This is a genomic window from Paraflavitalea devenefica (assembly GCF_011759375.1).
Lineage (GTDB): Bacteria > Bacteroidota > Bacteroidia > Chitinophagales > Chitinophagaceae > Paraflavitalea > Paraflavitalea devenefica.
Map to the genome: position 1 here is coordinate 1,566,034 of NZ_JAARML010000001.1, position 12,684 is coordinate 1,578,717.

The following is a 12,684-nucleotide window of genomic DNA, read 5'->3' on the forward strand; positions in this document are numbered from 1 at the left end:
GGATTTTTATAGTATCTTACTGTCCCGTTTTTTACTCATTCAAACCTCGCTTATGTACCTGTCCAAAGCAAAGATCATTATTGCCTGCTGTATGCTGAGCTTTATCTGTATAGGCCTTGCAGCCTTTGCGCCTTATCAAACGAAAGATAATGTGCTTACCCCGGCTGAAAAGAAAGCCGGATGGGTCCTGTTATTTGATGGCAAAACCACTCATGGCTGGCGACCCTACCGCAACCAGGCCTCCGAAGGATGGGAGGTGATGAATGGCCAGTTACACTGTAAGGAAGGCAATGTGGCACACCGGGCAGACCTGATCACTACAGACCAATATGATAATTTTGAACTGGTCTTCGACTGGAAGATCAATAAAGGCTTTAACAGCGGCGTAATTTACCGTTCAGCAGAGGGCAAAGGCGCTTCTTATGAAACCGGTCCCGAATACCAGCTTATAGATGATGAAGGTTACCCTGATAAACTGGAAGACTGGCAAAAGAGCGGCTCAGATTATGCCATGCATCCTCCTTCAAGCCTGGCTGCCAAACCCGCCGGTGAATACAATCAAACCAAAATTGTTGTTAATGGCGCCCATGTGGAACACTGGCTCAATGGAAAGAAAGTGGTAGATTTTGAATTGTGGACACCTGAATGGAACGAACTGAAAGCAAAAAGCAAATGGAAAGATGCCCAACAGTATGGTATGATCAAGAAAGGACATATCGCCCTGCAGGATCATGGCGGCGGTATATGGTTTAAAAATATTAAGCTGCGCAAGTTATAAGAATAACGTAGTTACTATCTTTTATCCCGGAAGAAGTTTCGCATCAGTACAGCGCAATCTTCTTTCAGTATTCCTTTCACAACTTCTGTTTTAGGGTGAAAGGGCCAGTTGTTGCCCGTAATTCGCTTATGTCCGTTCTTTTCATCATCAGCGCCCCATACTATTTTACTGACCTTACTCCAGTATAAGGCGCCCGCACACATGAGGCATGGTTCTACTGTAACATATAATGTACCCTCCGGAATGTATTTGGCCCCGAGGAAATTGAATGCCGATGTAAGGGCTATGATCTCCGCATGCGCAGTGGGGTCATTTAACCGTTCTACCTGGTTATGCCCCCGCGCAATAATTTTATTATTTAATACTACAACAGCCCCTACAGGTATCTCTCCTTCACTGTAAGCTTTCTGCGCTTCTTTAAGCGCCTGTTGCATGTAAAATTCATCTGTCATACCCTGCGAAGGTAAAGCCTGCCGGCGCCATCCTCAAACGCTATTTTGGAAAGCTATTCCTTTACCTGGCATACATGCCCTCAAAAGGGAGAGCTCTCCTGTGAGCTTCTTATAATATCTATTTCATTCTCCAATCTTTCCAGCCGGCTTCTGATGTAGTCCAGGGCCATATTGGGCTCCTCTGCCATCACGACCGTTTCATTATACGCATAGGCCTTATGCTTCTTCCCTTTAAACTTTTGTTCAATGTCCTGTGCGATGAGTTCATCTAAACTTACGCCAAAAAACTTGGCTATTTTTATAAGCCCGTCCAGCGATGGCGCTGTTCTGCATTGCTCATAATTGGACCATGTCGTGCGTGAGAACCCAAGGCAGTCGAGCATTTGGTGCTGCCGCAACTTTTTTTCCTTACGCAAAAACTGAAGGTTTTTGCCAAAATAGTTTGAAAAATTCTCCATGTTTTTTAAAAAAATTTGCTAAGAAAATTGGTAGTCTCGAAGGGCATGAATACATTTGTGTTTATAAATATATTTAATATTTGTAAACTGAAGTGCAGCAGAGTAAACAATACATTTACCGGGTTAGCTAACTACGACATCTCCCGGCTACTACAATACTCCGAAGCTGTTGCATAGATAATCTTCCTTAATAAGATGAGCATGAAACATGCGTGCCGTCTGCAAAATATTGCAGCGGTCCGGGCTATGGAGCTCGGGGTATGTTTTGGGGTCTGGTTTATTCATTTATTAATTATAGACTATGCAAACGAACGGCAATCACAATCAATTACTCCGCCTCAGCAAAGAGCAGCAACTGGAACCGGCCGCTGTATTTACCTGCTTTTTTGAATGTTACCATTTAAAAGATCTGCGCGAGCTTCTCTGGGATTGGTTATTAACGGCCCTCGGCACGGACAACAGTACCTATTCCAAAGGCCGGGAACGGAGTAACTTAATCTTTCTCTATGAGCAATTAGAGTTACTGACCGAAGCAGCTTATCTTATACACCAACAAAAACTACCTTCAAAAAATAAACGAAAGAAGAAAAAATGATGCCCTGTTAAGTATTGAGGAAAGCAGAACAGGAGCAGAGAGCAGGAGAGCATCCTTATTTCTTCTGAAAGCCCGGCAATTTATTAGCGTGGCCGTCCTCACTCATTATTATCACATGGCTTTTTCCATATCTTGCAGCCTCTAAATTTGCTGCTATGAAACTGGTTTCTTATCTCCTGGAAGGCCATGACCGCCTCGCTATACTGGTAGATGGGCTTTTGTATGACATGGAAACATTACATCCGGACCTGCCTCATAATATGAGCATGTTCCTGAATTATTGGGATGATGCTTATTCCATGGCCAAGGGAGGTGAAATTATGATCCAGGAAGGAAGAATTAGCCGTGAAAAAGGCTTTTCCCTGGAATCAACCACCCTGCTGGCCCCGGTACCTTTCCCTACTTCCTGCCGGGATGGTTATGCTTTCAGGCAACACGTAGCAGCAGCACGCCGTAACCGTAAGGTGCCTATGATCCCGGAGTTTGACCAATACCCTATTTTTTATTTTACCAACCACCTTGCTATCCAGGGACCAGGCGACGTATCCTGTATGCCTGATCATTTTCAGAAACTGGACTTCGAACTGGAAACTGCGATTGTTATCTGCAAACATGGCCGCAATATCCGTGCAGAACATGCAGATCAATATATCGGCGGTCTTATGATCATGAATGATATGAGCGCCCGCACCCTGCAAATGGAAGAAATGTTACTGAACCTTGGCCCCGCAAAAGGAAAGGATTTCTCCACTGTGATAGGCCCCTGGCTGGTAACGCTGGACGAACTGGAGCAATATGAGATCCCCGCCAAAGAAGGCCATGTGGGTAAAAGCTGGAACCTCCGTATGCAATGCCGTGTAAATGGAGAACAGGTAAGCGATGGTAATGTGGGAGATATGGATTGGACTTTTGCCGAGATCATTGAGCGTGCTTCTTACGGCGTTACCCTTTTTGCCGGTGATGTTATTGGCAGCGGAACAGTAGGTACCGGCTGCTTTCTTGAACTTAATGGTACCGGTAAGCTCAATGCCCCCAATTTTACTGAACGGTGGCTGCAGGAAGGCGACGTTGTAGAAATGGAAATAGATGGATTGGGCGTACTGAGTAATACGATTGTTAAGGAAGATGATCCGTTCTCTATACTGGAAAGAAAGAAAATGCCCCGGTCTTAACATACAGGGTTTGGATTCGCTGTATTACTGTGCCTAAAATGCTGTTTTATGACCCTTGATCTTGCTACGCTTACTACTGTACAAAAGCAAAATTACCTGCAGCATGCCATCGCGCCCCGCCCGGTATGTTTTGCCAGTACGATTGATAAACAGGGACAGGTTAACCTCAGCCCTTTCAGCTTCTTTAACCTGTTTTCTACCCAGCCTCCCGTTGTTATTTTCTCCCCATCGCGCAGGGTAAGGGATAATAGTACCAAGCACACTTTACAGAATGTACTGGAAGTGCCTGAAGTAGTTATTAATATCGTAGACTATGCCATGGTGCAGCAAATGAGCCTGGCCAGTTGTGAGTTCCCCAAAGACGTCAATGAATTTGTAAAAGCTGGTTTTACTCCTGAGGCAGCTTCTACCATAAAGCCTCCCATGGTGAAGGAAAGTAAGGTGAAGATGGAGTGTCTGGTACGTGAAGTGAAAGTATTAGGAACTGAAGGTGGGGCAGGTAACCTGGTGATTTGTGAAGTAATAGTAATGCATATTGATGATGCCATCCTGAATGATCAGGGTTTTATAGATCAGCGGAAGCTGCACCATATAGCCCGCCTTGGTGGCGACTGGTATTGCCGGGTGGATGAAAGCAATTTGTTCCAGGTGGAGAAGCCCAATATTAAATTGGGCATTGGAATAGATGCGCTACCTGCACCCGTGCGCAGCAGCAGCATACTCACCGGTAATAACCTGGGCCAGTTGGCCAATGTACATGATATACCGGTGGTAGATCCTGCCTTCCATGATGACAGGCTAAAGAATATTATCCAGTATTATGCTGTTAACCCCGAAGAAATGGAAAAAGAGTTACAGCTATATGCAAAAGAGTTATTGGATACCGGAAATGTAACAGCCGCCTGGCAGGTATTGCTGGCCAATAATTAATGCTCACATCCACGCCCTTTCTGTGCGTTCTACTTCATACAAGGCATAGTCCTGGATCTGCTGTGCCAGTTTTAATGATATGTACGGAATGGTAATGGTACCACCGGCCGTAGAGAGATAGAGCGTAGCCAGCTCTTTCTTTCGCTGGTAAATGGATTGTTCCAAAAACACCTGCTGCGTTTTATACCAGCGGATAATCTGTGTTCTTCGCCCCCAGATACCACTATTCACCTGCAATGCGTCGGGTGCCACATAGAGGCGAAAGTTCCTGCGGAAAACGAATGCATGTAAGGCAATAACGGGTATCCACCCCACAAGCAGGAATAACCAGGGATTCCAGTTGATCAGTAAAAGTACCGTTAACAGTAATGCTACCGGCAGGATACCGAATAACAATGTTCTGCGGAAGGTGTAGGAAGTATGTATCCTATAATCAGCCTGTGCCGTTGGTTGCACCAAACCATGGTAATGCGTTAATAGCTTATCAACATAAGTAAATTGGGTGAGCGGTACTTTTACCCGTTGTTTTTTGTTGCGCTGGTCATCGCTCATGACCTGATGAAATTCCATATTGTACAGGCCTACCTTACGACGTATCCAGTTAGCTTCCCAGGATATGTATTGTATTTTTGAAAAGGGGACCAGGTTTTGCCGGGTATTGATCAGTCCTGTCTTTATCTTAAATCCCTGGGCACTTTCTGAGAGCTGGAAGTCGAAATAGTTCAGAAAGATCCGCATCATGGAAACAACCACGGAAATGATCAATACAAAGGCCGCTACCAATGATACAGAGGCAATGGATACCCCTACCGCTGAAGAGGAATCGCGCACGGCCCTGATGACGCGGTCGCCAAAAACTTCTTCGAGGTTCTGTAATAGTGATATGCTAAAAGCCAGCACTATGAAAAATGCCTGGATATGGTTGGCGGAAAGGCCTAGTTTTACGAGATCGCTCAATGACAGCCGCATTACCGGAATATCCCTTGCCGGAGGGGTAGCTACCTCCTCATTCGCGGAGAGCCGTTTTTCCTGCAGCAGGAACTCTTTTAATTGTTCGGCTTTTTGAACAGTAATGGCATCAATAACAGCTTCTGTTTTTTCTGATCCTGCGGTATCAATTTTTACTTTGACTACATTGGCAATCTGGTGCAGCAGGTTTTGCTCAATATGTACAGCCTGTATTTTATACAGAGGGATGGCGATTGTTTTTTTAATGATAAATCCTTTCCTGATGATCAGCTCATCCCTGGCAATATGAAAACGGAAGTAAAAATAATTAATCAGTGATATGACAAGCGTAAACACAGGAAGGGCAATGAGCGCTATCTCAAGGGTGTCAACTCCTTTCTTGTTTTCACGGAATAGCAATATCGCCAGCAGCGGCCAAAATGTCTTGACCAGGGCAATGGCAGACTTGTATATAAGGATCAGTAAACCTGCCTTCGCCTGTCTTTGCGGAATACTCCAGCTATTCTCCTCCGGTAACTGGTTCATCGGCTACTTTTTTGGTGATCCATTCTTTTAGGGTCCAGGCGGTGGCTTCCTGCAGACCGCGAATGCGCAGGTCGGCTTCATCGGAGCCTGCAGTATAGAGTACCAGGCTGGCCAGCCCGAATTTTCTTTCCAGCGGACCTATGGTGACCGCACTGTGCTGAATGCGGTTAAAAGGACAGGTATGCGTACTTTGAATGATCCATCCGCTGCGGTAGATCACATCCTTTTCCCGGATAGCATAGGCCCTGGTGCTGAATGATTTTTCCTGTAACCAATAGGAGGCTCCGGCTACCAGTATCCAGCCACCTGTCATCACACTAACCCATACTATCTGATGAAGCGGTTTTATAAAATACAGCAATATGGCTACCAGTACCCCCAATAAGCTACATATAATAAGCCATTCCCAATGTAAAACCTTCCGGTAGGAGGGTTCTATAGGCGTTAGGGTGACATTTTCCACCCGGGGCAGGTTTTCAATATGTACCTGGTCATTCAGAAATTCCATGTGCTAAAAGTAGCGTTTAATGTTCTATTGTTGGCAACGGGCCGGGAGCGTTGGCAACGGGCCGGTAATAATACCGGCAACTTGACTGAAATACTTATTTTTGCAGCCGTTTTACCAGTGGGTTTCCGCATTGGTAGCTAAAATTTCAAATTTATTACATGCATTTATCAGAACAGGAGATTATCCGTAGAGAGAAACTGAAGGAGTTACAACAAATGGGTATTGAACCTTACCCTGCCCCCTTATATCCCGTTAATAATACGGCTGCCTATATTAAGCAGCACTACAAAGGTGAAGAGAACAAGGCTGATTTTGCCCACGTATGCCTTGCCGGCCGTATTATGGGTGTTCGTGATATGGGTAAGGCCAGTTTTGCTGTATTGCAGGACAGCACCGGCAGGATCCAGTTGTATATCAAGCGTGATGAGATAGCTCCCGGAGAAGATAAGTCCCTCTATGATAAAGTATGGAAGCACCTGGCCGATATAGGCGATATTATTGGCGTGAAAGGATATGTATTCACGACCAAAACAGGAGAAACTTCTATCCATGTGCTGGAACTTACCATGCTCACAAAATCGCTGAAGCCCCTGCCCATTGTAAAGGAAACCAAGGAAGGAGAAACGTTTGATGCGGTTACCGATCCTGAGTTCCGCTACCGCCAGCGTTATGCCGACCTGATCGTGAATCCTGATGTAAAAGAAACGTTCCTGAAGCGCAGCAAGCTGATCAATACGATCCGTGATTTCCTGAATGACCAGGGGGCCCTGGAAGTGGATACACCGGTATTGCAATCCATTCCCGGCGGCGCTATCGCCCGGCCGTTCATTACACACCACAATGCGCTGGATGTGCCTTTTTACCTGCGCATTGCCAATGAGCTCTATCTCAAGCGATTAATAGTAGGTGGCTTTGATTGGGTGTATGAGTTCAGCCGCAACTTCCGTAATGAAGGTATGGACCGTACCCATAACCCGGAATTCACGATCCTGGAATGGTACACTGCCTATAAAGATTATTACTGGATGATGGAAACCACCGAGCAATTGCTGGAAAAGGTGGCCATTGCCCTGCATGGAACTACAGCAGTGAAAGTGGGCGATAAAACCATTGATTTCAAAGCTCCTTTTAAGCGGGTGAGCATTTATGATGCCATCAAAGAACACACAGGTGTGGATGTAAGCAATATGGAGGAGGCGCAATTAAGGGAGGCCTGTAAGTCGCTGGGTATTTACCCCGAAGCCAGCATGGGCAAAGGAAAGCTTATTGATGCCATCTTTGGTGAAAAGTGCGAAGACAATTATATCCAGCCCACTTTTATTATAGATTACCCGGTAGAGATGAGCCCGCTTACCAAAAAGCACCGCGACAAACCGGGACTGGTGGAACGTTTTGAGCTGATGATCAATGGTAAGGAGATTGCCAATGCCTACAGTGAGCTCAATGACCCTATTGATCAGCGGGCACGTTTTGAAGACCAGGTAAAACTGATGGAGCGGGGCGATGATGAAGCTATGTATATTGACCATGACTTCCTGCGCGCCCTGGAATATGGCATGCCCCCCACTGCCGGTATCGGTATTGGCATTGACCGGCTGTGCATGCTCATGACCAACCAGCCCAGTATCCAGGATGTATTGTTATTCCCGCAAATGCGTCCGGAGGTTATGAATGGCTAAATGAACAGGTCCATCATCAGTTTCTGCTCAGGATTTACAGCATAGGATGTAAAATCTGTAACGCCCTGTTCTTTTAGTATTTCTTCATCAATAAAGAAGTTGCCGGTACACTCATAAGAGGGCCTTTGGAGGATGTGGAAGGCTGCATCGGCTACGATTTCCGGGGTGCGGCTGCGCTGCATCAAGAAATCACCCCCCAGCAGGTTTTGAACGGCGGCTGTAGCAATGGTGGTTTTAGGCCATAGTGCATTCACGCCAATGCGGTGGGTGCGCATTTCTTCTGCCAGTCCCAGCACTACCATACTCATTCCGTATTTGCTCATGGTGTAGGCCAGGTGTTTGGCAAACCAGGCGGGGTCCATGTTCAGGGGCGGGGAGAGGTTCAGGATATGCGGGTTATGGGCTTTTTTAAGGTAGGGGATGGCAGCCTGGCTCATGAAAAAAGTACCCCTTACATTGATGCCGTGCATCAGGTCCCAGCGCTTGGGCTCTGTCTGTTCGGTAGGCGATAAATTGATGGCGCTGGCATTGTTGATCAGGATATCAATGCCTCCGAAGGTGTCAACGGTGCTTTTTACAATATGTTGAATGCTTTCTTCGAAACGAATGTCTCCCTGCAGGGGAAGTACCTTTCCCGGGCCTGCCTTGGCTATTTCTTCAGCGGCTGTATAAATGGTCCCTTCCAGTTTGGGATGGGGTTCTGCTGTCTTCCCAACGATCACTGTATTGGCGCCTTCCCGTGCAAGCCGTAAAGCAATCGCTTTTCCTATACCCCGGCTGCCGCCCGTAATGAGCACTGTCTTGTTTTCAAATTTCATATAACAAGCGATTTAAAGATGTACGACTTTTTATTACAACCATAAATATAGCGGCTTTACCATAGCTTTTAAAATATAGAGTGGTTGTACTAAAATGGTCGACAGTAATTTTACGATACTGCCGGTATTTAACGAAATTTTAGAACGCAGCAATTATCCTATTGCAACTTAAGGAGTTAGTCTCTATGTTTGTATTGTTGATTGATTGATACACGGACACCAATATCCCAAAAACCGAATCCAATATCCAAGCCAAATCCTTTGAAAAGAACCAGTCTGACCTCCGGGAAAGACGCCCTAAAATCCAAAAAACCGAAGAAAGATCGTCCGGGAATCATTCAATGAACGCGCTTAAAATCCAAATCCAAGTTGTCCAAGATCCTACGAAAGAAGTAAAATTTGTACCTATTGATGACCCAGTTTTGTTGGTAAGGTTTCGTACAAAAGTTTTTGAGCAGTCCTGAAGAAATTCAGGACTGTTTCATTTTTGGGGTATACCAGAGGATTGTGGATGCAACAGTTTAACAAAAACGGCCACGCTCCAGGGAGCGCGACCGTCCTCACTCAAAACCAAGGCCTGCAAAAGACAAAGCAGACCTATACAAAACGAACGTATTTTTCACGTAAATGGTTTTTGTAATATCAAAATGCTTAATAAAAAATTATTAACTGTAGTACTGTGTACCTACCATCAACAAAAACGGCCACGCAGAAGCGCAGCCGTCACCTTTAAAACATGGTCCCCTCTCAGTAAGGACCAAACTAATCAACGTAGTTTAGAATATTTTTGAGCCTACCACTTTATGGCTTTCCAGCTTATCCAGTTGTGCCTGGTATTGAAGCTGTACCTGTTGCAGGTTGGCATTTTCCACATTGGTTTGTGCGTCCAGTAATTCCACATTGGTGATCAACCCTTCTTTAAAGCGTACCTGGGCCAGTTTATAGGCACGCTCTGCCTGCTGTACCAACACATTGGTATTACTTAGTTTTTCCTGCAGCCCCTTGTAATCCTGTTGCACGGTGGCCAGGTCCTTCCTGATATTCGATTCCAGCGTTTGCATGGACCTTTTAGCAGTTTCTATCTGTACCTGGGTTAGTTTTTGCCGTAACTTGGGGCGGTCTGATGACAGGATAGGGATTGCAATGCCGACGCCCACTGTGCCATTCAGCCGGAACTGATCAATATCTGGTTGAATACCATTGCGCACCCCGCCACTGGCCGACCCCATGATGTTGGGCCTTGAACTGATGGAGGCTTCTTTTTTATCGTATTCGTATACGGCTATTTGCTTTTCAATGAGTTTGGCGTCGGAGTTATTGGTTTTCCAGTCACCGGGCTCCAATACCAGGTTCAGGGCATCTTCGCGGTAGGTATCGGCGCCGCTGGCTGCAATTTTTCCTTTGGTATCTACCCCGGAAAGCCACTGCATCAATACGTATTGTTTTTCCAGTTGGGTTTGCAGGTCATTCAGCCGGTTGGTGGCATTGGCAGTACGTACCTGTGTGGTGAGCAGATCGTATTCCAGTGCATCCCCGTTCCTGATCTTTGCCTGTATGAGCCGCTCATTCTCTTTCAGCGAGTTAATCTGATCCTGTTGTACCTGGATGCTTTTTTGCAGGAATTGTATGTTGTAGTAGATCTGTGCTACCTGATAAGCGATGGCGTTCCTGGTGTTATCAACGCTTTCCCTGTTCAATGTCCTTTGCGCTTCATTCCGGTCCAGTTGCAGTTTTGTTTTACCGAAATCATAGATCAGTTGCTTTACTGTCAGGGCAGCATTGTAATTATTATAGGGTTGAAAGGCCAGGGAGCTTTTCCCCGCTGGTGTTTCAAACTCTACCTTGGGCGAAGGCGCCATGAACTGGTAACTGAGATCGGTGGTTACTGTGGGTAAATAACCCGCTTTGATGATCTCCCCTCTTACGTCATCGGCTTTGAGTTGTTCCTCCAGTTCTTTAATGCGGGGATAGTTGGTAACTGCCGCCTGTATCAATCCTTTTAGTTGTTCATCTTTTATCGGTGATTCCTGCGCGCCCGCCGTTTGCAACAGCAGGAGCAACAGGGCTCCGGTTACTAATTGTTTCATACTACTTGTATTTATGCACATCTTCATGTTGTTGCCGGTTAAAATTTAGTGAGCTGCCTCCATCGCTTCTTTGGCGGCCTTAGGGTCCTGGGCCGGTTTCTTTTTCACCCGCAGGAATACTACCAGTGGTAATACCAGCAGGAAGAAAATACCAATGAGCCTGAATGTATCGAGGTAAGCGAGGTAATAAGCCTGCTTGTCTACTGCCAGGTCTATTATTTTATGCGCTTTGGCTGTAGCGGTGGTAATATCACTGCCTGTTTGGGCAATCATGTTACCGGTTATAGCATTTACTCTTTCTGTAAAAGCTGCTGCGCCATCATAGGTGTTGGCCACCATGTTGTTCCTGTGCTGGGCGTAGCGCTGGCTGATAAAGTTGTTGGCCAGGGCAATACCAAAGGCGCCACCTATCTGCCGTATCATATTGTTGAGGGAAATGCCGGCCGCATAGTCTTTGGGTGGAAGTCCTGCTACTGCCTGATTGATCAATGGCAATTGCGACATAGAGATACCAAAGGCCCGGATAAGCAGGGGAATAAAAAATGCCCAGCGGCCTACGTCCGGACTTACACCGGCGCTTGTCCAGCAATAAATGGTGAATAGGATAAAGCCTACAACAATGAATGGTATAGGCGAAACACCTTTGCTCATCATGCGGCCAATGACGGGCATCATGATCACACCGGCCAGTGTAGGCGGTAAGAGGGATAAGCCCGTTTCCAACGCTGAATAACCCAATACCCGTTGTGCCAATACCGGATAAACGAATACAGAGGTAAAAAGACCAAGCCCGGCTACAAAAGTAAAAACGAGCGTGAATGCATAGCTCCGTTTTTTCAGTATGCGCAGGTTCACTACCGGTGTTGATGTCTTCAATTCCCAAACTATAAACCCGATTACACCTATTGCTGCCAATACAGCGCTTACACGGATGGCATTGCTGCTAAACCAATCTTCCGATTCCCCTCTCTCCAGTACAAACTGTAAACAACCAATGCCCACCATTAGTAATGCTATACCCATGTAGTCAATAGATAGCTGGTCTTTTTTCTTCCCTTCGCCCTCTTTTTTATCAATGAAGATCATGGCCAGTATGGTGGCAATGACACCTACGGGCAGGTTTACCAGGAACATCCAGGGCCAGGAGAAGTGTTCTATGAGATAGCCGCCTACGGTAGGGCCGAGCGTAGGCCCTAATATCAATCCCATTCCAAACAGACCTGCGGCCATGGGCCGGTCTTCCGGCTTGAATGAATCGAACAGGATAGCCTGCGAAGTAGATAATAAAGCCCCGCCGCCAATACCTTGTATAAACCGCCATACAATCAGTTCCACCAGGTTGGTTGATTGCGCACACATATAGGAGGCAATGGTGAAGATGATCATGGATACGATGTAGTAATTCTTGCGGCCAAAGTACTCAGCGAGCCAGCCGGTCATAGGTATGATGATCACATTGGCGATGGCATAGGCCGTGATCACCCAGCTTACATCTTCAATGTTTACGCCTAGGCTACCGGCCATCTCACTCAACCCCACGTTCACGATAGAGGTATCTATCAGCTCCATAACGGCGGCCGTTACGGTAGTGAGGACTATTATAAATTTGGCAAATCCTTTTGGACTGGACATAGTTTTATGTTAATCGTGACCCGGCAAAACCTGCATCGTGAGATAAAGAATCCTGTTCCGGTATTCCCTGTGGGAATGCGG

12 protein-coding genes are annotated in these 12,684 nt (G+C 46.2%); 5 read left to right on the top strand and 7 right to left on the bottom strand.

Annotated features, from left to right (window positions below):
- Positions 1 to 52 precede the first annotated feature (52 nt).
- Positions 53 to 778 (top strand): 3-keto-disaccharide hydrolase, encoded by a 726-nt coding sequence (locus tag HB364_RS06405; RefSeq protein ID WP_246228340.1) that lies wholly within the window; start codon positions 53 to 55, stop codon positions 776 to 778.
- A gap of 14 nt (positions 779 to 792) precedes the next feature.
- Here HB364_RS06405 and HB364_RS06410 read toward each other — a convergent pair whose 3' ends face one another.
- Positions 793 to 1,230: a nucleoside deaminase gene (locus HB364_RS06410; protein ID WP_167287034.1), complete on the bottom strand. Its 438-nt coding sequence runs from the start codon at positions 1,228 to 1,230 to the stop codon at positions 793 to 795.
- Positions 1,231 to 1,310: 80 nt separating this feature from the next.
- Positions 1,311 to 1,688: a helix-turn-helix domain-containing protein gene (locus HB364_RS06415; RefSeq protein ID WP_262889751.1), complete on the bottom strand. Its 378-nt coding sequence runs from the start codon at positions 1,686 to 1,688 to the stop codon at positions 1,311 to 1,313.
- 301 nt (positions 1,689 to 1,989) lie between these two features.
- On the opposite strand from HB364_RS06415, the gene HB364_RS06420 reads away from it, so the two are divergent.
- The 3 genes from HB364_RS06420 (at position 1,990) to HB364_RS06430 (ending at position 4,385) form a co-directional block, all read left to right on the top strand.
- Positions 1,990 to 2,283, top strand: a complete 294-nt coding sequence (locus HB364_RS06420; protein ID WP_167287036.1) for a hypothetical protein — start codon at positions 1,990 to 1,992, stop codon at positions 2,281 to 2,283.
- 155 nt (positions 2,284 to 2,438) lie between these two features.
- Complete coding sequence (locus HB364_RS06425) at positions 2,439 to 3,455, top strand: fumarylacetoacetate hydrolase family protein (RefSeq protein WP_167287037.1); 1,017 nt, start codon at positions 2,439 to 2,441, stop codon at positions 3,453 to 3,455.
- A 48-nt stretch (positions 3,456 to 3,503) separates the two neighbouring features.
- On the top strand, positions 3,504 to 4,385 hold the full coding sequence (locus HB364_RS06430; protein ID WP_167287038.1) for a flavin reductase family protein: 882 nt from the start codon (positions 3,504 to 3,506) through the stop codon (positions 4,383 to 4,385).
- A 3-nt stretch (positions 4,386 to 4,388) separates the two neighbouring features.
- Here the strand turns inward: HB364_RS06430 and HB364_RS06435 are convergent, their stop codons facing one another.
- Positions 4,389 to 5,879 (bottom strand): PH domain-containing protein, encoded by a 1,491-nt coding sequence (locus HB364_RS06435; protein ID WP_167287039.1) that lies wholly within the window; start codon positions 5,877 to 5,879, stop codon positions 4,389 to 4,391.
- Positions 5,854 to 6,387 carry a PH domain-containing protein gene (locus HB364_RS06440; protein WP_167287040.1) on the bottom strand — a complete coding sequence of 178 codons (534 nt, stop codon included), beginning with the start codon at positions 6,385 to 6,387 and terminating at the stop codon, positions 5,854 to 5,856. The genes HB364_RS06435 and HB364_RS06440 overlap by 26 nt, the downstream gene beginning before the upstream one ends.
- Before the next feature lie 158 nt (positions 6,388 to 6,545).
- Here HB364_RS06440 and lysS point away from each other — a divergent pair, with 158 nt between their 5' ends.
- Positions 6,546 to 8,066, top strand: coding sequence for a lysine--tRNA ligase (gene lysS, locus HB364_RS06445; protein ID WP_167287041.1), 1,521 nt, complete (start codon positions 6,546 to 6,548; stop codon positions 8,064 to 8,066).
- Here lysS and HB364_RS06450 read toward each other — a convergent pair.
- From HB364_RS06450 to HB364_RS06460, 3 genes are all read right to left on the bottom strand, one after another.
- Entirely contained in the window at positions 8,063 to 8,884 is an 822-nt protein-coding gene (locus tag HB364_RS06450; protein ID WP_167287042.1) for an SDR family oxidoreductase, read from the bottom strand. The genes lysS and HB364_RS06450 overlap by 4 nt on opposite strands.
- Positions 8,885 to 9,660: 776 nt before the next feature.
- Positions 9,661 to 10,971, bottom strand: coding sequence for a TolC family protein (locus HB364_RS06455; protein ID WP_167287043.1), 1,311 nt, complete (start codon positions 10,969 to 10,971; stop codon positions 9,661 to 9,663).
- A gap of 45 nt (positions 10,972 to 11,016) precedes the next feature.
- Positions 11,017 to 12,603 carry a DHA2 family efflux MFS transporter permease subunit gene (locus HB364_RS06460; protein WP_167287044.1) on the bottom strand — a complete coding sequence of 529 codons (1,587 nt, stop codon included), beginning with the start codon at positions 12,601 to 12,603 and terminating at the stop codon, positions 11,017 to 11,019.
- Positions 12,604 to 12,684: the final 81 nt, after the last annotated feature.